The organism is Halorientalis pallida (assembly GCF_004118325.1).
In the GTDB taxonomy this organism is placed as follows: Archaea; Halobacteriota; Halobacteria; order Halobacteriales; family Haloarculaceae; genus Halorientalis; species Halorientalis pallida.
The window spans coordinates 190,473-212,646 of the sequence record NZ_RDFA01000007.1 but is presented as its reverse complement, the minus strand read 5'-3'; the positions used below and the strand labels follow the sequence as shown (position 1 = coordinate 212,646).

Sequence of the window (22,174 nt, the reverse complement as noted above, 5' to 3'; positions counted from 1 at the left end):
CGCCGCGAGATTGAGGCCCGCCGCGAGTGGGAACAGGACTACCTCGACTGGTAGGCGGCCGGTCAGCCGCGCCCTGGCCTTGATCCAACCGCTGTAGTGGAAACAGGCGCTCACACGCGACTGCCTGTTACTCACCGGGCTTGCGGACGATCAGGAAGTCGCTGAGATCATCAATGCAGCGGGCCGGAACGCGGAGCCGGCCGTTGTCAGTTGTCTCGAACCCGGAGACCGCCTGGTCGGACGGCTCGATTAGCACACTCTCGAGCGCGCCCGTCTTGACATCCATCGTGAGATTGTACACGTGTCCGAGTTCTGCACCATCCGCGCTGAGGACCGGTTTGTTGGAGAACTGTTTGGCGAGGACCACTACCATAGCCACCAGTAGATAGCACTCTGACAAAAATCATCGGGAATGGAAATATAGTAACGGGTGCTATGGCCCGGTTCGCAGACTCTCATTAGGACTACCCGGTGAACGATCAGTGCAGGCTGTGTAGTGATCGGTGAGATGAAAATATATCAATAAAAGACCATAATTGCCGTGCAAGATATAGAGGTTGATTTCAGCATCAGATCGTTGCTTCTATCCACCAGTCAACTCCGAATCAACCGCTAGGGTCCAACAAGAACAGTTTCAGATCTTATTTTGCTCCAATATATTTTACACAGGGAACACACTCTGTATACCATGCACCTCAGGTTTCAACAGAAGATTCAGATCCTCCACGTTGACGACGAACCCTCGATTACAGACCTGACGGCAACCTTTCTCGAACGCGAAGACGACCAGTTCAGTGTCGAAACGGCCACCAGCGCTGATGAGGGGCTGGAAGTCGTCACTGACCGCCAACCCGACTGTATTGTCTCGGATTACAACATGCCCGGGATGGACGGTCTGGAGTTCCTGCAGACCGTCCGGGAGGACTACCCCGACATTCCGTTCATTCTTTTTACAGGGAAGGGAAGCGAAGAGGTCGCTAGCGAGGCCATCGCCGCCGACGTCACCGGCTACCTCCAGAAGGGGTCTGGTACCGAACGGTACGAACTCCTGGCCAACCGGATCCGTAATGCCGTTGAGGCACGACGCGAGACCAAACGTGCCGATAGACAGCAGCAACTGATGCGGCTGACGGAATTCGCTGGTAATACCGGTGGATTTGAATTGAACCTCGATAGTGGGAACCTCTTGCTGACTGACGGCACCCGCCGACTCGTCGGCCTGCCCGAGGGCGCTCACCACAGTTTAGAGGAAGCGATCGAACTCTACCACCCAAACGACCAACCGGACGTTCGACAGACTCTCAACCGGGCAGCCGAGACTGGCGAACATACGCGGGGTACTTGGCGTCTTCAGACGCTTGATGGCGACGAACGCCTCGTAGACGTGACCATCACGCCAGCCGCCGAGAGCGGCGATGTCACCACACTCCGGGGTGCTGTCCACGATATCACCGAGCGAAAAGAACGCGAACGCGAACTCAGAGCAGAACGACGGTTCATCGAACAGGCACTCGATGCGCTCGAGGAGGTATTCTACGTGCTCGATACTAAGGGCACCATCCGACGGTGGAACGAGCGAGCTCGTGAGATAACGAGCCATACTGGCCAAGCTCTGGGTGATATGCAGGCGATCGAATTATTCCCAGAGAGTGAACGCGAGACCATCGCCGACGCCATCGAAACGACGCTTGCGGACGGACAGGCCACAGTCGAAGCCGACCTGCGGACCGCCGACGGTGACCGTCGCCCCTACGAGTTCACCGGTGCGCGACTGACCGACGAGGACGGGACCGTGACTGGTCTCGTCGGAGTTGGTCGGGATCTGAGCGAACGACGACAGCGTGAACGGCGGTTCCAAGCGCTCGTCGAGGAGTCTAACGACATCATCTCGATTCTCGACGCTGACGGCGTGTTCCAGTACCAGAGTCCGTCGATCAAACGTATTCTCGGGTACGATCCTGAGGAAACTATCGGTGACACGGCGTGGGAGTACATCCATCCTGACGACCGCGAAGCAGTCCTCGACACGTTCGAGGAGTGGGTAACTAATCCAGAGATGACGGCGACAGTAGAGTATCGCGCCCAACACGCTGATGGGTCCTGGAGATGGATAGAGGCTAGGGGCAACAACCAGCCTGACAACCCGGCTGTCGAAGGGTACGTGGTCAATAGCTGGGACATTACCGGCCGGAGAGAGCGTGAAAATGAATTGCAGGATATAAAAAGACAGTATCAGACGCTGGTCGAGAACTTCCCCGACGGTGCTGTGTTCCTGTACGATAGAGGTCTCCGGGTGGTCCGTGCCGGCGGCAGCGAACTATCCGAAGCTGGATTATCTCTTGAAGAGATCGAGGGGAGTACACCTCATACCCGATATCCTCCCGAAATTGCCGAGGAACTCGTCCGCAACATCGAGAACGCTCTCGCCGGAGAGAGTCATCGGTTCGAACAGGAGTATCAGGGCGAACACTACCGAATCCAAACGGCTCCTGTTCGGGCGGGTGACGGAGAGATTACTCACGCGATGGCAGTATCGCAGAACATCACTGACCAGGTTGAGGATAGGCAAGAGCTCGAACACCAGAACGAATGGCTCGAAGAGTTCACTAGCGTCGTCTCACATGATCTACGGAACCCGTTGAACGTTGCCCAGGCACGGGCAACGGTGCTACAAGACCGGTGCTGTGACGACGAATCCCAGGAGCACCTCAGCAAGACCGTGACTGCGCTGGAGCGCATGGAGAGTATCATCGAAGACACGCTCGCACTCGCTCGGCAGGGCGATACTGTTGCGGAGATGGCTCCCATTCAGATCACAAGCCTAGTTGAGCAGTGCTGGGAGGGAGTCGAGACAGCTGGGGCTACATTCCAAATCGCTGACGAGTTCACCCTGCGTGGTGACCGCGAGCGGCTCCGACACATCTTCGAGAACCTGTTCAGCAATGCAGTCGAACACGGAGGTGACGACGTCACAGTCCGCGTTGGACGCGCAGGTAAAGGCCGTTTCTATGTCGAAGATGACGGGCCAGGAATTCCACCGAATGACCGCAAGACAGTGTTTGAAGCAGGCAACACATCAGCAACTGGTGGAACATGCTTCGGACTCACGATTGTCAAGCGCATCGCAGAGGCACACGGCTGGGGGGTGAGCATTACAGAAGGCAGAGACAGCGGCGCTCGGTTCGAGTTCAATACTGTCAAGATGATTAGCGAATAAGTCGCGTGTATCAAACAACGTTGAGAGCAGGTTTGTGGAATATACACCTTCGGTCTCGTACGAGACGGTTAGATAGGAATCTGCCCTGATGATTCAGCAGCTGTTGGATTTAGGGGGATGAGTCTGCATGCGTTGTTATGTCATTTCTCTTTGTGGAGGCAGCTGACCGTTGACGGAGAATCTCCACAGTTTGCGAGATCGCGTGACAGTCGGCGAGCGCCCCAGCTATCATTCGAGTTCTGCATCTCCGTCGCCGTTCGAGGCGGCTGCTTCTGCTTCCTGCAGTTCCTCCTCCAGCGTTGCAGCCGTCTCGTCGATGGGCGCAAGTCCGAACTCGCACGTCCTGCTCGGCGCCTCGTCGTCGTCACAGAACTCGTACATCAGGTTGCCATCGACGACGGCGTACACTCCCTGTGATTCGTTGTGGATAACCCGCTTCTCCGAGTCGATGTCGAGTGATTCGGTTACTCGCCCAGTATATCGGCTTGTCGAACAGAAATTCGGTTAGGTCGATGACTCGGTACCGAGAGTTTCTATCTCGATTGGGGGCCTCTGCCATTTCGTGACCCCGCCAGTCGCGCCGTCGACACGGTAAACCATTCAGTTCACCGGAAACGCGGTGTCTATAGAAGGACCGTTTGCCGAACTCTTACATTTGCGGACGCTCCACTATTACCTGGAAGGAACCAGTCACACGCTCCTTCCACCCCGTATGAACACCGACGCATCATCACTCGGTCGCTGTCCGGAGTGTGGTGATCAGATCCCCGAGACGTGGCTCCTCGTCGAATACGAGAAGGATGACGGCAGCGAGGGCATCTGGGCCGAGTGTCCGGTGTGTGACGATGTCGTCGCACCGGAGCAGTAACTACAGCGTCAGTCGGTGTGGGCGTTGTCAGCTTGGTCTGTCGCCTCGATGCACTCCTCGAACTGAAGCGCGCTTCGGATGTGGAAGTTCTTCGCGTCGGGATCGTCCGCATCGAGGGCTTTCCTGAGCTGGTCCGTTACCTGTTCTTTGAGGGGAGGCCGCTCGCTCATCGTTAGTCGATACGGTTCCCCGGATTTGTGGCTTACCATCTCCCCAAGATCGTCTGACGGATTGCTGGGGAGTAGAGTCAAGTGCTTTCCGCCAGACAAGCGGTGTACGTTACGACTGATGGATATTCCTGACCAACTTCGCTGTCTATTCTCTGCGTCTGTCGAGAAACGCAATGGCTCGGCTGTTATCGAAATTCCAGAGCAAGAGGTTCAGAGTGGTGATCTCCAGCTCAGTCAGACGTATCGTGTGGCTGTGCTGGCGGCACCGACAGCCGACGAGAACACTGATACCGGCGCTACCCCCCAATCCACGAATACCCCACACACGTCGCCCGTTCAAGAGGGAGAGCAACGGACTGTTGAAATCGAAGATATCGGCGAGCAGGGCGACGGCATCACTCGAGTTGAGCGTGGGTTCGTCGTCATTGTCCCTGAGAGCAAACAAGGCGAACGCGTTACCATCGAGATCACTGATGTCCAACGGAATGTTGCCTTTGCGGAAGTTATCAAGCGTTTCCATTACTACGAGTAAGATTCCAGAGCTGGTCGTACCTCATTCCCCGCTTCTCGAACAGGGCACGAATACGGTTGGCGACTGAGGATTCTGTCTACGATCCAGTTCATGAAATAGTAGGTTGGAGCAGATGTATTGAGACGACTAACCTCAACTACTGTTATTCTACTGTCCAAGCGGACATGTCAGTCATATGTTCTGAATTATCACTATCCTTGGGTGGCTGTTCCGACAGCCGATCAAAGCGGGACTGAAAACCCTCTTTCCACTCATCGGTTTCGTTCTCCTGATATGCCATCTCGACCAGTTCCTATTCGCAACCACTACGGTAAACACCATATCAACGTGCTGGCCATCCTCGGGCAGCTCCTCTCAGTCCACCACTGACTTCCTGACTGTATCGTCCTCACCTTCGGCCAGCAGTACTATCATCATATCTTCGAATCGGTCCAGTACCGCCGTGTGGGTGTTGTCGTCAATCGCGAAGACACCTCCTGAATCACAAGTTGACCGTATCATCCCGGTAGTAACCGAATCGTCGCCGTTGTTATACACCGGACTCCACGAACCCCAGGAGAGATCCGGTTCAGTGTCCTATTCGCTCCCGTTATAGACCGTCACCTCCGTACTCGGATCCAGTGTGAACCCGGAAGATGACGTTTAGGTGTGAGATCGGCCGTAAGTCGAATCGCTCCATCGCGGCCTCGTCAGGATACCCGTACCGAAAGTCATAGGTACTGGGGATCACTGCAACTCGCGGAGTGGCCGCATCCAGCAACGGCGCACCGGAATGTGTATCACTGCCATGGTGGCCTACCCGAAGGGTAGTGTTCAGATTAGCTGATTCCATGCAAAGGCGAACGATTGGAGCCAGTCGTCAGCTGTGTCTCGCTCGGCGTTGCTGAAACAGTTTGAGAACGAAGAGGTACGTCGTTTTACCTCACGAAAGACACGTTCGACGCTGTTCCGATTTCCATGGCGTTCGTATCTGAAATTGAGGCCGTGTCGCTGGCAGGCGTCTTTCAGCGGGTCGGCTCCATCAACGAGAAACACAGCATCGTCTACGTCGTGTTTCTCGCGGAGTTCAGTAAAGAATGCGTGAGCAAAAACGTTCGTTCGGACCGGTTCAAGCTTTGTGTGGAGTAATTCGTTTGAATCAGGATCGACGGCGGCGTACAGCCAGTACCGCTCGTCATTGAGTTGGATCACGGTTTCATCAACCGCAACGTGATCCGGCTGGCGTCCGTCCTGGGGCTGTAGATCGGCCTTGTGAACCCAGTTATGAACGGTGGATCGTGCGCGTTGGACACCGAATACTTCAAGAAACGATACAGTATTCGAAAGCGAGAGTCCAGCCAGATATAACTGAATACTGAGCTTCATCAGCAGTCGCGGTGTCGCTTCTCGCTCCACAAACTCTAACTCGATCTGGTCTAAACAGCCGTTGAGGCGGTCGGTTTTTGGCATAGAGCACTAAAAACCGCTCCCGCCTCACTTTTCAATCTTATCTGAACACCGCCACCCGAAGGGCCATCACATTTATAATCGACCTGTACTCGTCAACGAGATACTCCTCACCCTCGGGGCCGGCGTTACCGGGCAATAGGAAACTCGATCCACCGTGGGCCACTCGAAGGACGGTGCTGTTCTCGTTGCGATAACTGCTGGCGACATGGGACTCCGGTGGTACCAGCATGTCGACCGATGTACCCTAGTAACGCTGTCACCAGCTCGTTTCTCGTACAATTTCACTCGGTGTTCTTCGACAGCGTCGAGATAGCGCTCGTAGGTCTGGCTATTTAATGTGATCTCCTGACCGTACACGGCACCAACGCTGTCGGTTTCCGTCTCGAAGTAGTCGATCACTGTTGCATTTCCACCGATATGGTCGGCGTCGGCATATCTGGTGGTCAGATGGTCGATGCGGTCGATATCATTGTCACGCAAATACTCCAGCACGCACCCCCCGTCCTCTTGCCAGTCGCCACTGTCGACAAGTGTCATCTCGCTGGCTGGTCCGACAATTAGCGTACTTGATCCCCTGTCACGCTTATGAGGTTCACTGACAGCGAGCCGGCAGTCCGACTCGGCTCACTCGGTGCCGCGGTGGGCGATCCATCACCAGTCGACAGATCTGTCGTATGGCCCACGGTCGACACTGCTGTCGGTTCGTCGCCAGTCGGTGCAGTCGACGTTGGTGTCCCATCCGCCTCGACGTCGGTCGTGTCGCCACAGCCCGCAGGGATGATCGTGAAGTCGACAGGAGCAATAGCAGCCCATCTTCGCATAGGTTCGAAGTGGAGGGCCAGTTGAATGGGCCTGCCAACACCGTTGGTCGCCAAAAGATGGACGTAACTCGGTCGATTTACTGGAATGTGCAATTGTTCGGCCGATCTATCGACCGATCCCACCCCATGATGTTAGAGAGGCAAATCACTCTGGATCATAGGTTAGTGTTCCATCATTATCAGAGGAGGGTCTGTAATCAGAGTCTCAACTATCTGGGCTGGAACCAAGCATACGCTTCTCGAATCCACTTGCCCGAACTCGCAGTGGGAACCATCCCTCCTCGTCGATCCCAAGCAGCGCTTCCGAAAACCCGTCTTCGTCGTTTCCAGCTTTTGCCGTGCGAACCCAGTTCACTTCGCGCTCGCTGAGACCAAACCACTCCGCCAGCTTCTCGGCTTCCTCGTTCACCCGGTGAATCAATGTCATCGAACACAGATTCGAAATCGTCTGTGCCTGCGGTGTGAGCGTGAACTCACCACCGGTCTGGGTGATGAAGTGCAGAGAGAGGTCGTAGTGGCGACTGTGTCGAACGGCCATCTCTAAGAACTCCAGCGAGGTCGCATCGTTCATCAGGTAGTGGGCTTCGTCAATAACAAATACCACTCGTTTGTCCGTCTGCTTTGCCCGTTCGTAGACCGCATTGAACAGGACGGACATCATGAGACTCGTCTCAGTTCTTCCGCGCGCACCTTCTTCCTGGTGGAGATCAAGATAGAGTACCTTCGAGTCCAGATCGAACTCCGTAGGTTGGGCGAGATTCGCGAGGTCACCATCCGGACGGAACGATGGCCGCAGGTCCGTCAGCAAAGATTGGGCATCTTTCCGAACACTTTCTTGCTCGCTGGCTGTCGGATAGCCAAAGGCGACCGGATCGTCCAGCATATCTTCGAGAACAGCGATTACGTCTCGAATCGTCGGCGACTCGTGATGGTGGGTCTTCGGATCGCGCTCGATTCCCTGCCGCTCGTAGGCTTCCTGTACCGCTCGCCTAAGCGTCTGCTTGCGCTCGCCAAGGGGATTGTTCGCGACGTGGGTGAAGAAGGTATCACAGAAGGTCAGCACCCAGCTAATCTGTTCAGACCACGGATCCAGATCGGGCACACGATCCAGGACGTGTTGCGGTGTCGATTGTAGTTCAAGCGGATTGAACCCACGGCGACCACCCACCGTTATCCGTTCACCACCAAGGGCTTCGTTCACACCCGCGAACCCCTCCATCGGATCGAGCATGACGATCAGCGTCTCCGGATCGTACATCGCCCGCCTGAGCAGTTGCAGTTTCGTCGAGAAGGACTTCCCAGCCCCTAGTTGCCCGATGACCATCGTACAGTAGCCCGTCTCGCGGTTGAATCGATCGAGGATGAGCGGACTCTCATTGAGTGCGTAGGTGCCGTACTCGACACCCGGTTCGGCGAACGACCCAGAGACGAACGGGAACATCGCACCGACAGCGCCGGCGAGCATCGGCGTCTTCGCGTCCAGTGACTCATCGAGTTTGTCGACACCAATTGGACTGGCCGAGATGAGCGAATCAGTTTGGGCCCACCGTGGCGTGACGGGCGTAAGATTCGCAGGCGCACGTCTCGCTGCTTTCCGGACAGCGTCAGTCTCCAGGTTCTCGCGTTCTGTTGCGCCAGTGGTGAGATACATCGAGACGTCGAACGCCCGCATCGACGTATTCCGGAGGACGTCGTACAGCTCGCGGTGATCTTCGAGGTCTTTCTGAATACCACGAGCGCTGGCCCTGTGCTTCTCGGAGAGGTACTCGAATTCGGCTTCCAGATCCTCTAACTGGTTCTCCAGCGAGTCGAGTGTACTCTGGGTATCCCGTGGGTCAAGATGCATCGAGATGTCCGTCTTTCGAGTTTCGCCCGTCGAATAGAGCGCTTCGAGCAAGCCATCGGCTGGCGCATCCGCGAACTCGCCGATCCACTGTGTCTGGAGCCATCGGTTGCCCGCTCGAATCGCACCCGGCGTCTTCTCGATTGCTGATGGTGCGATAATCGACGAATGAACGTCTGACTCTTCTTGGAGTGGACTATTCGGCGTCTCGTGGGTCACCGAAAACGGCGCTGTATCGTCCGTGTCAGTCTCGGGTTCGGTAGAGTGGTCTGTAGTTTCAGCATCAGCCGTTTCTTGTTCGACTGATTGGGCCTCAGCGTCTGTCTCGGGTTGCTCTTGGGATCTATTGTCTTCCTTCGCGTGTTCTATATCGCTGCTCATTGGGCGGCCCTCTCAGCGTCGAGAATCGAGCGCACCTGGAAGGCTTTCTCCGGGTCGCCATACTCAATCTGCTCACCGGCCCAGAAGGACGCCAGCAGTTCAACGGCTTCTGTCGCAGGGACTGCCCGCGCCCCACAATTTTCGATCTCACGAAGGCCGCGTTCGATTCGAGAAAGTCGCTGTTCGAGCGTCCCGAACATGGCATCACGCTGTTCGTTTCGGGATGGCGCTAACCAGACGCGAACGAGGGTTCCGAGAAGGGGTACCCCAGCGAGTTTCCCGACGAGACTCTCATGTTCGAATTGTACTTCTTCGGGCGCAATCGTGACGATCACGTAGTGATCACGGATCGTCATCTGGCGCTGTTCGAGGTCAGTCTCGTACCACTCAATGTAGTTCTCGATCAACGCGGCGAGTTGCGGATTGGCTTTCACGTCATCATCGCCGAGTCGTGATTCGTAGTGAGCGAGATACTCCTCAACGGGGAAGTCCCGAGTCGTCGAGTAGATCTGGATCGGAAATTCGACGACCGTGTTCAGGAAGTCCTGAAAGGCGTCTGCTTTCTGTGCCCACTGCGCTCCCGTCGCGAGGGCCATGTTGGGTGGCTCAACCTGGATCAGTCCGACGAGCGCGCCGTCTGTCCGTTCAATGGCATTCTGATCTGGGTGGATGCGTTCGACCTGTGTGTATTCCTTCGCGTCGTCGTGTTCGAGTTCCGTGTCGTTCGAGTAGAAGCCGATCACGGTCTGGAGCCAGTCGAGACTGGTCGTATAATTCGGCGTCAGCGAGACGAATATCGACCCAATCGCGATCGCGACACCGGCAATCGGGAGCGTCAGCGTTTGGATCGAATAGCCGGCGATGACTGCTGTTGGGAAGAGTAGTTGCGTACAGAGAACGACGAGGACGCCCGGGAAGAGCGCCACGGCAACGTCGGTCAGACTGTAGCTACCGATGAGGTTCGCGTCAGTGTTGAGTGATTTTGGAATGCGCTTCGACGGATCGGAGTGCGGAGTATCTGCCATTAGTTGATGTACCGTGGTCGGTCGTCGTCGCTGTCGCTGTCATTGCTGGATCGAGAGCGGTGCGTTCGAGTACGGTCTCGATCACGGAGTGTCCCGAAGTTCGTCGATTTGTTCTGCCGAGTTTGGTCGGCTGTCTCGGGTGGACTCGAATCAGTCGTCGTCGAGTCGCCCGTGTCTGCATTCGGTGTGTCTTTGTTGGGACCCTGGCCAGCACTGGCACTAGAACCAGTCGTTCCACCGCTACCACCTCCACCGTCTTTTCGAGTGGTAGAGCCGCTTTGCAAACGCTGTGTCGCACCAGCAAGTTGTTTTCCTGCGGCGTGAGCGCGCGAGTCACCGGAGTTGAGAACGTACTGCCCGTCGCGTTTGATCGCTGGCTTCCCGTCCATACCACGCGAGAAGTTTCTCGTCCCGTGGGCAGTACGCGAGCCAACATCACGCGTTTTAGTGACTCTGTTTCGGGCCTGTGATCCCGACAGTCGTTGGGAAGCACGGTCTGCAACGAAGAAGATTGCGCCTGCCTGCCAGACCAATACCAGCGGCGAAAGAACGGCGATCAATGGGATCACAAGCGCAGTCAGCCACTGGCCAAAGCCACCCATCGAGAGGCTAAAACTCGATCCCAGCAGCGCGCCGAGTCGGAACAGAATCGCGACTGGAATCGTCATGAACAGAAACGGGACGTAGAATCCCGAGAGTCGGCTCACGAACCGAGAGACAAGCGTGAACGGCCCGACACCTGGCACCCAGAGCGCGATCAAAATCGGCATCATGAGGACGAACAAGTAAAGGACAACCTCACGAGCCAGATAGATCAGTGCGATCAACACGAAGAGGACGAAATCTGCAGAGAGCGTGAGTACGATCCCCAGCACGCCCATCGAACTGAACGAGAGCGTCTCGAACAGCGAAATGTCTGTGAGCGTGGGGACGATGATCTCTGCGAGTGCGCTCATGAACCGCAGTGAGAGTGCGGCGATCCACCACCACATGAGAATGCCCAGAAGGCCGGTGAAGGCTCGTTTCTTGAGTTTCGTTCGGTGGTAGCTACTGAAGAGGTGGCTCGTCATCTCAAAGAAGATGACCAGGCCGATTGAGACAGCCCAGAGAAACAGGGCCAGTGGAAGTATGTTCTCCCAATAGTAGTTGTAGATTGCCGGCCACGGGGCGTTCGTTGGGGGCCCGAAGACGGAATTCGGATGTGGTGTTCCGACGATTTCCTCTACCAAGCTAGAACCGTGGCGTTCAATTAAATTTGTAATCGGGCTGAATAGTTCTCGAAGAACATCTTGGATTGCACTAACGATTATGTCTCCAAGCGAACTTAGATCAACCATTGCCATCATCCTCCAACAAATTCGCATCGACACCAATGCAGGAGTAGCGTCTGTTACTCCCACCAGTGTTCAGATCACCACTTGCCTCAAACTGGACCATAGCCGAGATATTGTGTCCATCAGCGCTTCTGGCGATGATTTTCATCCGTCCGCGAGTATTATTACAGTGACTATCACTCTCCAAAGAGAACAATAGAGGCAATTCAGTCGGGACATAGATCTGATATTCGCCAGGTAGGATCAGAAACTCAGATACCTGAATGGGTTCAGTGTACGACGGAATGCTGGACCGGTCCAATAGCTCGCCGTTTGCAGCAAAGTAAGGCGAATCCTCGAAGACAATATCGGAGACCCAAGTTGGCCCAGTACCGGTGTTGCGAACTGTAATTTCGAGCTTACCGTACTCATCGTCGTATTCGCCATCTCGGTATTGCTGAACTGCCGTAATCTCCAGATCCGGGTTCAGATCGACCGTGACCGTATCGCTGACTGATCCACCCGATATGAGAGCTAACTCGTGCTTGCCCGGGGTGTAGTGGGCATACCTGCCCGTAATCGACGGGATTTCGATGATCTGCAGCCGCACCGTCGTCTCTCCGGTTGCAATCGATGTCGACGCATAGAGGCTGCCCTCCGGATCGAGGAGGTTCAATTTCGAGATGCCGTGTCCGTCGACAAGCTGGATGACGAGGTCCTGACCTTCGAACTCGATTGCCTCCACGAGCGAACTCTGGCCTGCCAGATTCTCTTCGCGAGCGTCCGAGTCAGACTCCGGTTCTGTCTCACCCGAACCGAGACAGCCTGCAGCGCTCGTCAGGAGACCCACGGTCCCAAGGCGAACGAACGACCGACGAGAGAGGTCGATAGATCGCGACGAACGACGCCGCATCTACACACCCCTCCACGGTGGCCAGACACGCCAGCCCGTGATCCGATCGATGAGGTACACGCCGAGCAGGAACAACGACACAGGTACGGCGAATCGAAACAGGGTCGCGAACCACTCGAGAACGGTCCCACGAGCATAGACCACGTCCGAATCAGCAGTATAGCCCGGCGTCTCCCACCACCAGAAACTCGGTTCGTACCGTGCAGAAACCCCACCAGTATCGCGTGGAAGTGTCCTAATGACCGTTCCGTTCCTCGTGGTGTTGAACCGTTCGCCGGCAATAACGAGATAGCCGTCTCGATCGACAGTGTTGATCGGCACGCCAGTCGAATTCGACTTGAGTGTGGCTTTCACCCTGAGTGTGTCAGAATCGCGATCGAGTACCTTCAGGGTGAGATTGCTCTCGGACAACGGCATCTCTTCGAACGACGAGAAGTCCCGCTCGGCCGTCACACCGCGTACCAGACCCGTTGCAACCACACGTTCGGGACGGGCGTCCGTCTTCGTTCGTGTCTCGATCCCGAAGCTCGCAGTGTAGGGTTCGGTGAGCGTATCCAAATGGATCGACTCGGGGAGTGTCCCCGGTTGGATTTGCTCACCGTAGACTGCGAGTATCGAGACGTTCGCACGTGGTGATGGAGTCGGGCCAGTCTCGATGGGAAAGGCTGACACCTGCAGTGGCTGTGCAGGCGAGGAGATGGGTTTCTGTCCGTCTTCGCTTGATTCGATGAGTGTGTCCCACCCCGTATCACGAGCACTGTAGAAGCGCCACACACCGCGGACCTCACCATTCGGGAGTGCGTGTCCGAGCCACGGATAGTTCTTGTAGACAACGAGTCCCAGATCACCATTGGGATAGGTCGCTCGATACCCGGAGATATCGAGATCGTAGACGGTCACATTTCGTGAATCCCGGACGGTGATCGTCTCCGAATCGGGCTCTCGTTCGCGGTCGAAATCGATACAGGCCCGCCCGTAGCGGTTGTACTGATTGCAGTACTCCACCACGTGGATCAGATCAGCCCTGATATCGGCTTCCAGCGTGAGCGTCAGATTCTCACTGCGATAGGTATCGAGGTCCTCGAATGGGACCGTAACTCGTTGTGACCCAGACTGGCGTGTCAGAACCTCGCCGTCGACGAGGAGTCGCACTTCAGTGACCTCGTGGGACTGGAGTTTCCAGAAGTTCCGTTCACCGAGATCCTCGGTGGGCTCGTCGATTTCGAGACGATAATCGACCGTCCCCAGAAGGGATCCCGATGAGCCAACGTACAGTGGATGGTCACCCTCCTGAATACGGGCCCGTGTCGAGGGCTGGACGGCGAAGATATTCGCAGTAACGTCCTTGAGGAATGTGCCAGCCGAGAGGGTCGCATTCGGTGGATAGAGTGACTGATCGCGACCACTGCTCGGAAAGTCACCAAGATCGCCGCGGTTCCACTGCTCGACAGCAGCCGGTGGTTCATCGAGTGGAATGTCCGTCCCGTTCGCGAGGACGGCCATCGCAGATCGCTCTGTCTGGCCGGTCACGTTCGCCGGTGAAACGAAGGCATCCTGATCGCCCGACCAGAGGACGTGAAACGTCTCGTTCGAGAGTCCGTGATCAGTCTGATTCGGTGGTGATCGTGACGGGGGTGCATGGACGGTCGCCGCACTCACTGTCGAGACGAGCGTCACGAATACGAGGACGCTCACCCCAATCCCACCGACGAGGGACTTCAGAAGCCGCAACTTGCCCCACCTGCAACGACGTTGTTCAGGAGGAACTGCAGGATCACCGTTGCCAGGGGTGCAACAATCACACCCCAGATGAGCCCCTGATTCCGGATCTCCTTGATCTCCTTTTTCAGATCTGCACGTCGGACGGCCGGCGTCGCAACCGTCGCGCCCAGGAAGATCGTCCCGCCGAGCAGCGGCCCACCGAACTGGATAATGGTGAAGACGTTGCGGACGGTTTCTGCCATATCGGTCGAGCAGAAGTCGTTCCCAACCGACTGGGCCAAGACGGGATCGACGGCGAAGACACTCAGGAGAAATCCAGTAAAAAGTGACCACCGAACTGTGCGGACCGATGGACTAATCGAACGGCGAATCGACGACGTATCTGCAGCGCTTGTATGATTTTCTGACATAGTTGCTACTCAAAGAGTCACTTTGCGTTGAACCCCACCCAAGGATAGAATTGACCGCAACGCGACGAGTACAACTAATCTGGTGAGTGGGTGGGATATAAACCTGAAGATTCCACTCCCTTCGTGCGTTTTTGACTACTAAGACGCAACTATCTGAGTAGCAAATAAAACTGATTTAAGCGATTCTCAACTATATTATGACATAAAGGGATACGTCTGAAGGTGTCGTTTCGATTATTCGGGAATAGGTTTCTTCCCAGTTCTCACACATTCCCAGCAAGGGAAGTCCTCGAAGCACTCTTCGCACTCGTCTGTGTCTGTCTCAGAGGCTACAGGAGAATCATGGCCGGTGCTGATTCTGTCCTCAATGGATCGCTTGTCTGCACCAGTGGTTCCACCATCGGCTGCGATGCTGGTCGTCGCTGCATCGAGGATCGGTGTGCGGATCGCAACGGCAACCCGGTGTTTGCAGGCACCCTCAAAGCGAGCATCCGCTGGACAGGTGCAGTGTGTGGGGAGGCCATCCTGGACAGTAACGAGATACTCGTGGTCCTCGGGATTTGCGTGGCTACCGTTTCGCACCTGGACGCCCTCGGGAGTGAGAGTGTACTCGAAGGCTTCGTACTGGGCACGCTTTCGGACACGGTTCGTGAACTGAAGTCTGGCAAGTGGATTGTCTGTCTTCGACATTCGTATTTCAGGACACATCGATCGATGTGCCCCGCGCCCCTCGCGGGGCACCAACAAAACACGATACAGAGGCAGGATGGCACAGACGGTCGCTTCGATTATCTGTCTCGATGATGAACAGCAGCCCGTCGTCCACGAGCAGTACTCAATTGTCGTAGACCGTGCGGTGACAGAGAATCGAGGACGGTCGCGTCAGATCAAGACTCTGTAAGCAACGAGCGAGCCCGTTGGACGTAGCTGTTCACGTCCCAACTGCGGGCGTCGCTGATCTCATCGAGGAGCAACCGGGCCTCAGAAGCTGACAACTGTTCGGTTCGAACGAGAATCGAGAGTAGTGTCGGAGTCGTGACGAGCCGGGTATCAGCGAGCGAGGCGTGAATCAAGCCAAGCTGATTGAATTCGTCACAGAGCAACAGGCCGACATCGAGTTCGTTCGCGAGTGTGACGGCAGCGTTTTCGCCATCATCGAGCGGAAACTCAGCGTCAAGGTCAACTGACCGTGTCTTTAGCGCCTCAGTTCGGTCGAGGACGGTGCTTGCAGCACCGCCGTGTGTGTCATCGTAGGAAGCGATCTCGCGGAGTTCCTCGACGACAACCGTTGGGACGATAACCTCGTAGTGGGCGAGACAGAGTTCGAGAGGATCAAGATCGCCCCCAGCAACGACTCCAAGACTGACGAGAGCAGAAGCATCTGCGACGAGTATCGACATCTATACGTCGGCGACCTCGTCGACAAAGTCCTCGTCCAACTGCTGTTTCAATACTCGGAGATTCGCCGCCTCTTCGGCACCGACGAGCGCTTTGAGCTGTTCGAAGGTGATCTCGTCGTCGTAGTACGCGGCCGCAATCTCCTGGGTGAGCGCATCGTCGTGCGTAGCCTCCTGAAGGTACTCTCGAAGGGCAGTCAGAAGGATATCCGTCCGGTCTTCACCCAGGACAGCTGCGAGGGCGTCAGTTCGGTCGACGAGCCGGTGTGGTGCTCGGAACTGAACGCGCTTCTTCTCGCTACTCATTATGTGTACATTGTGAGCCAGACTACTTAGCCCTTCTCGTGTGTACAGTGTGAGCCAACCTGGCTTGCAGAGATCTAGCCAGTGTGGAGAAAGCGTCCCTAGGGTCGTCCAGAGAACAGTCAGATTACAGCACTACCAATCCTTTCCCAGCCACTGTCGAACCCGTTCGTACTCGTCGTTCGTCCGCCAGCACGCACCAGAGTCGACGTGTTGGACTTCGTAACGATGCTTACAGCGACCACAGCGGTAGCCGTCATCGGGATTGGTCACTGACTTCGAGGCCCGGTGTCGGTCGAGGTGCCAGCCACAGTCTTCGTTGGTACAGACGAGCTGGAGGCGAGCCTCGGTGAATGGTCGGCAGTAGCGTGGCGCATCGATCTCGCGGGCTTTCTGGAGAAATCGCGTGCCATGCGTGGAATCGCCGAAATGCTGGAACTCCCAGGCGTGGACGAGTTCGTGTCTGATCGTTCCAGTGAACTCCGCCCACCCGTATTCCTGATAGGCAGCCCAGGCGAGCGTGATCGTAATCTGTTCGGTCAGGTGGTTGTACTCACAACAGCCAGCATAGCGCTTTGCTCGTTCGGAGATTTCCCAGTCGATTAGATGAACGTCAACGTCGAGGTCGACTGTCTGTGCGTACGCCGGTGCGCGTTCAAGCAGTGCCGCTTTGCTCTGTGGATCTTGTTTCTGGATCAGTCGGTGAAATCGGTCAGCGTCGAGTGTCGATTGTTTTCTCACGAGTGCTCAGGGGCACACGAAGTGCGCCCTCGCCCCGCAGGGCGCAAAACAGAGAGGACCGAATACGAACGGATCCAGTCGGATAACAGGTCAAGCCCCAGGCATTCGCCTCGACCACCTGTAAACCGTCTCTGGGTTTCAGACGGTCTTTATTATAGAATCCGTTCAATTTCTATCTCCGTACGGCGTGTGTGGTAACCACACACATATACTGGTCTAAACACACTATGACAGACGCAGAATTTGCAAGTGATGACTGGTGGAATCGTTATACAGAAATCGTCAGTTCCGACCCGGAAATGACCCTACATGGTCGACAGGCATTCGATGAGAATTTCGTCGTCGCCATCGGTGAAGATACTTATCTCATCGATATGTACGATGGCGAGGTTCAGGATGTACGCACACCCGGCCTCGACGATTCGTGGTCGTTCAGCGTCATCGGATCGCCAGATGCCTGGAATCAATTCACGGAGGAGGTCCCGCCATCCCACCACAACGAGGTATTTGCATCGTTCTATCGAACGGCAGTGAAGGGCGAAGAGGGATACTTCGATCTCGCTGGCGATCACAAGGTGATCTTCCAGAACTTCCGCGCAATTCAGCGTGCGCTGGACCTCATGCGAATCACAGAGCAGAGTGGCGAACCACGCACAGCGGGATCGACACGACCGAGCGAACCCTCGAACGAAGCGATCACAGGACAGTTCGTCACGATTGATCTCGATGGTGTCCCACACCGAATCTACTACGAGGAAGCCGGCCCTGAGGATGGGATCCCACTCCTGTGTCAACACACTGCCGGCTGTAACAATCAGCAGTGGCGTCACGTCCTCAACAACGACGATATTACCGAACACTTCCGGGTGATCGCCTACGACCTCCCACGACACGGGAAGTCACTCCCGCCATCGAGTGAATCGTGGTGGAGCGAACAATACGATCTCACGGCCGAACGGTTCACCGACACCATCGTCTCGATTGCGGATGCACTCGAACTGGATGATCCTGTGTTCATCGGGTCGAGTATGGGTGGCACGATTACCCTCGAACTCGGCGATTGGTATCCAGAACGATTTCGGGCACTCATCGGCCTCGAAGCAGGGCTGTTTACGCCCGGTTTCTACATTCAGTGGCTCGATCATCCCCACATCAATGCAAACGACGTAATCTCGTATGCGACCTGGGGGCTCATGGCACCACAGTCACCGGAATGGGCCCGGCGAGAAACCCTCTATAACTATGAACAGGGTGCTAATGGCGTCCTCAAAGGCGATCTCTACTATTATTCGGTCGAACACGATTATCGCGACTCGGCCGACGATATCGATGCCTCGCAGGTTCGGATGTATCTCATGAACGGCGAGTACGATTACCTGACCAATCCTGACGACGCACGTGAGGCCGCGGCTGCTATCGGTGACGGCGCAACCGCCCACGAGATGCAGGCAGTCGGGCACTTCCCGATGGCTGAGGCACCGGATCTGTTCCCCGCGTACCTCAAGCCAGTTCTGGATGACATTCGTGGTGTTCGCGATGAACCGGTACCTGAAGTCCTGAAACCGTCGGATTTCGGTATCGAACGCAACCGGTAGCCAACCCACGGATCAGAGATTCACACACCGGCACTCGAAAATGTATAACAGGACACTCAGGAGACCACAATGACCGACACAACCACAGAAATCCCGGCACCGCAGATAATCAAGAATACACAGATGCTCATCGTCGGCTACGAAGCAGATCCAGATGTACTCTCGGCTGCATTGCCGCCAGGGCTAGAGCCGCATCCGAACAATCTCATCCAGATGAATATGTACCGTGTCCCCTCGGCCGACCAAACCAGCCATCTCGACCCGTACTCACTCACGTACTTGACCGTCGAGATCGAAGGACACGATAGCCGTGCGCTCAGCAACGCCAATGGCGAACTACCTGTTCCAGGGCGATTCTGGGTTGGCTACTGGAATGACTCCCGTGCCATGAGAGAGTACAATCGAGAGATCGGTGGACTCCCCGTTCGAGCGGGTTCGTGTTCGTGGAAAGAAGATGACGGCCATCTAACCTCGACACTCTCGGTCGATGGTGACCCAGTCATCGAAACCGAGGCAACGGTCGGTGAGACACAAATCGATACCCTCACCGGACACCTCAACTACTATTCCCACAAGCAGGTGCCAGACCCGACTGGCGACCGGCCAGATATCGACGAACTCGTAGAGTTCCCGATTCCGTTCACGAGTGAACTCTACGAGGCAGATGTCGAAGACATTACGTTCTCGTTCCCGGATGACGCCGGCTTTCAAGAATTCGCGCCAATTGAACCACTATCGACACCGTCTGTCCTCTATGGGACGGTCACATTCACCTATCCACAGGGGCGCGTTTTCAAGAACTATCACACCGACGGCTGACAGCATTACGACCAGCGTGACGTTCTAAGAGAATTACCGAAAAAGTCTCATGCACCGGATTTCCGTAGGTTTCTCTTCCCAGAGTGTCATAGACCGGATCGCATACCTGTTTAGTGCTCTTTCCCTATCTGCTCAATATAGAGCGTGGACTCACCAGAGTGGCCGACTCGCACGCGACCGAAGCATTTTGTAAAACTCTTCTATGAGTCTTCCCCAGGCTTTAGTCAATAGTTCAGAGACAGAGTAACATGGAACCCAAGGATTACGCGATATTGTTCGTACTTCAGGTAGTCGCAACCGTTGTCGGCATTTTCGTATACATCGGTATCGGCGGTTCGTTCTAATCACAGCTCCAAGACAGGGTACAAAAACCGAGATTCAAAATACTCAGACGTGCTTAGCAGGTCATTCAGCGTAAAAGGCGTCAAAACAATCGCATTGGAAACTGTTCCATGCCTCTCTGTGTTACTCTATCCGATACACTGCAATTCCTGTCCGACCACAGAGTGAACAGGCTTCGCTAGTGGAATCGACAGTTGTCCCACAGTGACGGCACTCACAGATCGTCACAGCACGTGATCGTCCCAGAACTCGACTGATGACATCGAACATCACTCGACCACCACCGAAGACCCAGACGTGTTGGGGTCAAGCTCGTTCGTCCGCTCCAGGTCCCAGATCGCGTTTCGCTTGGCCCTGATCGTCGCTGGTGACACGTCCGCTGCATCGGCGATTGCTAACTGTGTGATCGGTTCCTCAAAGGCGTCGACCGCAACCGCGAGACAGCCGCCAGCAACCCCTGCTGGGTTACAACCAGTCGTGATTCCCGCCTCCGTCGCTGCTTCTGCGAGTGTCCGAGCGTAGAATTCAATCTCGGATTCCAGATCGAGTGTCGATGCGAGTGTCGGGATGAACTCGACCGGAAACAGGGGGCGAACCGCCATCTGGAGTTCCCGGTTCAGCGTACTGTAGCCATTCCACACTTGCTGGTCAGAACACCGCGCGACCTCGGCAACGTCTGTGAGTGTTCTGGTGTGCTTGCTTCGGCGACAGGCCGCATACACAGCGCCGGCTGCGATCCCTTCGATCGACCGCCCGTGGATCAGGTCTTCTTGTTGTCCCTCTCGATAGAGCTTGGAGGCTTCTTCACGGACACTTCTGGGGAGTTCTAACGCGCTTGTGAGTCGAGCGATTTCCGTACAGGCCTGTCCAAGATTCCGTTCGGCCTTGCTCCGCCAGCGTGCCCGATTGTGCTCGCGACGAAGGCGACCAAGTTGCCGTTGTTTACGGTTCGAGAGGCTGTTTCCCTTCGCATCTCTCTTGAAGCCGATCTCGCTGGACAGCCCTCGATCGTGACGTGCCTGGGTGAGTCGCGGGCCAGTCCGCTTTCGGTTCTGCTCGTTACTCGGACGGGAGAAAGGCCGTGCCGCATGGTCGAGGCGATACTCGTCGAGAATCAGGCCACAATCGGCACAGGCAGTTTCGCCGCCATCCGTTTCAAGTGATCCCGCACAATCGGGACACTCAGTCGCAGCGATTGTTTTTCCATCGTCCTCATCGAAGCCACACTCGTAGATTTCTCTCGAAGTCATGTTCGTATTCCGGGGACTTGCTTGCCCCGCACCCCTCAGGGGCACACAAAAACGTGCGGCGCGAACGTGGGCAGAAAGACTCGTCTGCAGAGGGGGCACGATTCATCGGAACGGCCGTCAGACACTCGGCTGACGCAGGATTCGTGATCACTGCGCTGTCCTGTAGTTTTCAGTTCCAGTGCGACTGGCTGGCCTATTTACCGATTCTCGCTCATGCACCAATACCCATGATCAACCGAATCAAGCGCGCGGTCACAGGACAACGGGAGAGGAATAGATTTTGTGAGTGTCGTCACTGTGGCTCACGTATCGACAACGCTGGCAGGAGCTGTCCTGTATGTGGATCATCTGAAGTAGCTCAGTACGAGCTAGAGTGGTGAACCCGCAAGGTAACTCATCCTGCGCCCACGGTGAGAAAATGGGCCGTGTGCACTTACTCTACAGCGATCCGGAGATATTCCTAACGAGTAAAACAGTGTCGCGAGAACTCGATGTTCGGTTGCTAATCCGTACCAATAAGCATTAGCGGCCGACCGTCCAGTGTAGGATCATGGATGATATTTTCGTCGCCCGTCTGATGTCATCAGGTACCATCTCCATTTCACCGGACACCCTCGTCGAGGAAGCTGCCGACATCCTGCTCGAAAAGGAGATTGGATCGCTCGTTGTCGTCGACAGCCACAATCAATTGAAAGGTATTCTCACGAGTACAGACTTCGTCCGCATCGTTGCCAAAAGCCAGCCAAAGGCAAACATGACCGTCGAGCGGTACATGACCGACCAGGTCGTCACGGTCGATGCACAGGACTCCATCCGCGACGCCGCGGACAAGATGATCACCTACGGTATCCAGCACCTCCCCGTCGTCGACGACGAGGAAGGTGTTATTGGAATGCTCTCGACGACAGACCTCACGGCCTACCTCTCGGATGTCGAGCAATCCTCTGTCGCGTAGGGTCAGAGATAATACACTATTTCCATGCGGGCTCATGCAGAACTCAGCGAGGCTCATGCCGAAGGTAGGAGAGCAACTACCATTCAGGTGAGAAGTAGCGAGGATTCG

21 protein-coding genes are annotated in these 22,174 nt (G+C 55.8%); 6 read left to right on the top strand and 15 right to left on the bottom strand.

Annotation, left to right across the window (positions count from 1 at the left end; all coding sequences use genetic code 11):
• Positions 1 to 127 precede the first annotated feature (127 nt).
• Positions 128 to 373, bottom strand: coding sequence for a PRC-barrel domain-containing protein (locus EAF64_RS18085; protein ID WP_129070377.1), 246 nt, complete (start codon positions 371 to 373; stop codon positions 128 to 130).
• A 315-nt stretch (positions 374 to 688) separates the two neighbouring features.
• Here EAF64_RS18085 and EAF64_RS18080 point away from each other — a divergent pair, with 315 nt between their 5' ends.
• Positions 689 to 3,217 carry a hybrid sensor histidine kinase/response regulator gene (locus tag EAF64_RS18080; RefSeq protein WP_129070376.1) on the top strand — a complete coding sequence of 843 codons (2,529 nt, stop codon included), beginning with the start codon at positions 689 to 691 and terminating at the stop codon, positions 3,215 to 3,217.
• A 228-nt stretch (positions 3,218 to 3,445) separates the two neighbouring features.
• On the opposite strand, the gene EAF64_RS21190 is transcribed toward EAF64_RS18080, so the two are convergent.
• On the bottom strand, positions 3,446 to 3,598 hold the full coding sequence (locus EAF64_RS21190; RefSeq protein ID WP_193767759.1) for a hypothetical protein: 153 nt from the start codon (positions 3,596 to 3,598) through the stop codon (positions 3,446 to 3,448).
• A gap of 331 nt (positions 3,599 to 3,929) precedes the next feature.
• Here EAF64_RS21190 and EAF64_RS21185 point away from each other — a divergent pair, with 331 nt between their 5' ends.
• Positions 3,930 to 4,085, top strand: a complete 156-nt coding sequence (locus EAF64_RS21185; RefSeq protein WP_193767758.1) for a DUF7837 family putative zinc-binding protein — start codon at positions 3,930 to 3,932, stop codon at positions 4,083 to 4,085.
• 8 nt (positions 4,086 to 4,093) lie between these two features.
• Here EAF64_RS21185 and EAF64_RS21180 read toward each other — a convergent pair whose 3' ends face one another.
• Positions 4,094 to 4,255 (bottom strand): hypothetical protein, encoded by a 162-nt coding sequence (locus EAF64_RS21180; RefSeq protein ID WP_193767757.1) that lies wholly within the window; start codon positions 4,253 to 4,255, stop codon positions 4,094 to 4,096.
• Between the two features lie 118 nt (positions 4,256 to 4,373).
• On the opposite strand from EAF64_RS21180, the gene EAF64_RS18075 reads away from it, so the two are divergent.
• Positions 4,374 to 4,787 carry a TRAM domain-containing protein gene (locus EAF64_RS18075; protein WP_129070375.1) on the top strand — a complete coding sequence of 138 codons (414 nt, stop codon included), beginning with the start codon at positions 4,374 to 4,376 and terminating at the stop codon, positions 4,785 to 4,787.
• Between the two features lie 813 nt (positions 4,788 to 5,600).
• Here the strand turns inward: EAF64_RS18075 and EAF64_RS18070 are convergent.
• The 11 genes from EAF64_RS18070 to EAF64_RS18020 all read right to left on the bottom strand — a co-directional run bounded on the left by EAF64_RS18070 (position 5,601) and on the right by EAF64_RS18020 (position 17,105).
• A complete protein-coding gene (locus EAF64_RS18070) occupies positions 5,601 to 6,236 on the bottom strand; it encodes an IS6 family transposase (protein WP_129070374.1) in 636 nt (211 codons plus the stop codon).
• Positions 6,237 to 7,262: 1,026 nt separating this feature from the next.
• Positions 7,263 to 9,281, bottom strand: a complete 2,019-nt coding sequence (locus tag EAF64_RS18065; RefSeq protein WP_129070373.1) for a VirB4 family type IV secretion system protein — start codon at positions 9,279 to 9,281, stop codon at positions 7,263 to 7,265.
• Positions 9,278 to 10,207 (bottom strand): hypothetical protein, encoded by a 930-nt coding sequence (locus EAF64_RS18060; protein WP_325051215.1) that lies wholly within the window; start codon positions 10,205 to 10,207, stop codon positions 9,278 to 9,280. Before EAF64_RS18060 ends, EAF64_RS18065 begins: the two co-directional genes overlap by 4 nt.
• A gap of 98 nt (positions 10,208 to 10,305) precedes the next feature.
• Positions 10,306 to 11,643 carry a hypothetical protein gene (locus tag EAF64_RS18055; RefSeq protein WP_227739050.1) on the bottom strand — a complete coding sequence of 446 codons (1,338 nt, stop codon included), beginning with the start codon at positions 11,641 to 11,643 and terminating at the stop codon, positions 10,306 to 10,308.
• Entirely contained in the window at positions 11,636 to 12,364 is a 729-nt protein-coding gene (locus EAF64_RS18050; protein WP_129070370.1) for a hypothetical protein, read from the bottom strand. Before EAF64_RS18050 ends, EAF64_RS18055 begins: the two co-directional genes overlap by 8 nt.
• Before the next feature lie 168 nt (positions 12,365 to 12,532).
• Positions 12,533 to 14,035 (bottom strand): hypothetical protein, encoded by a 1,503-nt coding sequence (locus EAF64_RS18045; protein WP_227739049.1) that lies wholly within the window; start codon positions 14,033 to 14,035, stop codon positions 12,533 to 12,535.
• A 215-nt stretch (positions 14,036 to 14,250) separates the two neighbouring features.
• Complete coding sequence (locus tag EAF64_RS18040; RefSeq protein ID WP_193767761.1) at positions 14,251 to 14,496, bottom strand: hypothetical protein; 246 nt, start codon at positions 14,494 to 14,496, stop codon at positions 14,251 to 14,253.
• Positions 14,497 to 14,898: 402 nt separating this feature from the next.
• The gene (locus EAF64_RS18035; RefSeq protein WP_129070369.1) at positions 14,899 to 15,354 is read right to left on the bottom strand and encodes an SWIM zinc finger family protein; all 456 of its coding nucleotides are present in this window, start codon (positions 15,352 to 15,354) and stop codon (positions 14,899 to 14,901) included.
• Positions 15,355 to 15,551: 197 nt separating this feature from the next.
• Positions 15,552 to 16,064 (bottom strand): hypothetical protein, encoded by a 513-nt coding sequence (locus EAF64_RS18030; RefSeq protein ID WP_129070368.1) that lies wholly within the window; start codon positions 16,062 to 16,064, stop codon positions 15,552 to 15,554.
• A complete protein-coding gene (locus tag EAF64_RS18025; RefSeq protein ID WP_129070367.1) occupies positions 16,065 to 16,367 on the bottom strand; it encodes a hypothetical protein in 303 nt (100 codons plus the stop codon).
• A 132-nt stretch (positions 16,368 to 16,499) separates the two neighbouring features.
• Complete coding sequence (locus EAF64_RS18020; RefSeq protein WP_227739048.1) at positions 16,500 to 17,105, bottom strand: SprT-like domain-containing protein; 606 nt, start codon at positions 17,103 to 17,105, stop codon at positions 16,500 to 16,502.
• 227 nt (positions 17,106 to 17,332) lie between these two features.
• On the opposite strand from EAF64_RS18020, the gene EAF64_RS18015 reads away from it, so the two are divergent.
• The gene (locus EAF64_RS18015) at positions 17,333 to 18,700 is read left to right on the top strand and encodes an alpha/beta fold hydrolase (protein ID WP_129070366.1); all 1,368 of its coding nucleotides are present in this window, start codon (positions 17,333 to 17,335) and stop codon (positions 18,698 to 18,700) included.
• A gap of 69 nt (positions 18,701 to 18,769) precedes the next feature.
• Positions 18,770 to 19,519 (top strand): acetoacetate decarboxylase family protein, encoded by a 750-nt coding sequence (locus tag EAF64_RS18010; RefSeq protein WP_129070365.1) that lies wholly within the window; start codon positions 18,770 to 18,772, stop codon positions 19,517 to 19,519.
• A 611-nt stretch (positions 19,520 to 20,130) separates the two neighbouring features.
• Here EAF64_RS18010 and EAF64_RS18005 read toward each other — a convergent pair.
• Complete coding sequence (locus EAF64_RS18005; protein ID WP_129070364.1) at positions 20,131 to 21,111, bottom strand: transcription initiation factor IIB; 981 nt, start codon at positions 21,109 to 21,111, stop codon at positions 20,131 to 20,133.
• Positions 21,112 to 21,661: 550 nt separating this feature from the next.
• Between EAF64_RS18005 and EAF64_RS18000 the strand changes: the two genes are divergently transcribed.
• On the top strand, positions 21,662 to 22,066 hold the full coding sequence (locus EAF64_RS18000) for a CBS domain-containing protein (RefSeq protein ID WP_129070363.1): 405 nt from the start codon (positions 21,662 to 21,664) through the stop codon (positions 22,064 to 22,066).
• Positions 22,067 to 22,174 lie beyond the last annotated feature (108 nt).

Excerpts from the sequence above, each read along its gene's own strand:
- EAF64_RS18085 (WP_129070377.1), bottom strand. The coding sequence starts at position 373 with ATGGTAGTGGTCCTCGCCAAACAGTTCTCCAACAAACCGGTCCTCAGC.
- EAF64_RS18080 (WP_129070376.1), top strand. The coding sequence starts at position 689 with ATGCACCTCAGGTTTCAACAGAAGATTCAGATCCTCCACGTTGACGAC.
- EAF64_RS21190 (WP_193767759.1), bottom strand. The coding sequence starts at position 3,598 with ATGTACGAGTTCTGTGACGACGACGAGGCGCCGAGCAGGACGTGCGAG.
- EAF64_RS21185 (WP_193767758.1), top strand. The coding sequence starts at position 3,930 with ATGAACACCGACGCATCATCACTCGGTCGCTGTCCGGAGTGTGGTGAT.
- EAF64_RS21180 (WP_193767757.1), bottom strand. The coding sequence starts at position 4,255 with ATGAGCGAGCGGCCTCCCCTCAAAGAACAGGTAACGGACCAGCTCAGG.
- EAF64_RS18075 (WP_129070375.1), top strand. The coding sequence starts at position 4,374 with ATGGATATTCCTGACCAACTTCGCTGTCTATTCTCTGCGTCTGTCGAG.
- EAF64_RS18070 (WP_129070374.1), bottom strand. The coding sequence starts at position 6,236 with ATGCCAAAAACCGACCGCCTCAACGGCTGTTTAGACCAGATCGAGTTA.
- EAF64_RS18065 (WP_129070373.1), bottom strand. The coding sequence starts at position 9,281 with ATGAGCAGCGATATAGAACACGCGAAGGAAGACAATAGATCCCAAGAG.
- EAF64_RS18055 (WP_227739050.1), bottom strand. The coding sequence starts at position 11,643 with ATGGTTGATCTAAGTTCGCTTGGAGACATAATCGTTAGTGCAATCCAA.
- EAF64_RS18045 (WP_227739049.1), bottom strand. The coding sequence starts at position 14,035 with ATGGCCGTCCTCGCGAACGGGACGGACATTCCACTCGATGAACCACCG.
- EAF64_RS18040 (WP_193767761.1), bottom strand. The coding sequence starts at position 14,496 with ATGGCAGAAACCGTCCGCAACGTCTTCACCATTATCCAGTTCGGTGGG.
- EAF64_RS18035 (WP_129070369.1), bottom strand. The coding sequence starts at position 15,354 with ATGTCGAAGACAGACAATCCACTTGCCAGACTTCAGTTCACGAACCGT.
- EAF64_RS18030 (WP_129070368.1), bottom strand. The coding sequence starts at position 16,064 with ATGTCGATACTCGTCGCAGATGCTTCTGCTCTCGTCAGTCTTGGAGTC.
- EAF64_RS18025 (WP_129070367.1), bottom strand. The coding sequence starts at position 16,367 with ATGAGTAGCGAGAAGAAGCGCGTTCAGTTCCGAGCACCACACCGGCTC.
- EAF64_RS18015 (WP_129070366.1), top strand. The coding sequence starts at position 17,333 with ATGACAGACGCAGAATTTGCAAGTGATGACTGGTGGAATCGTTATACA.
- EAF64_RS18010 (WP_129070365.1), top strand. The coding sequence starts at position 18,770 with ATGACCGACACAACCACAGAAATCCCGGCACCGCAGATAATCAAGAAT.
- EAF64_RS18005 (WP_129070364.1), bottom strand. The coding sequence starts at position 21,111 with ATGACTTCGAGAGAAATCTACGAGTGTGGCTTCGATGAGGACGATGGA.
- EAF64_RS18000 (WP_129070363.1), top strand. The coding sequence starts at position 21,662 with ATGGATGATATTTTCGTCGCCCGTCTGATGTCATCAGGTACCATCTCC.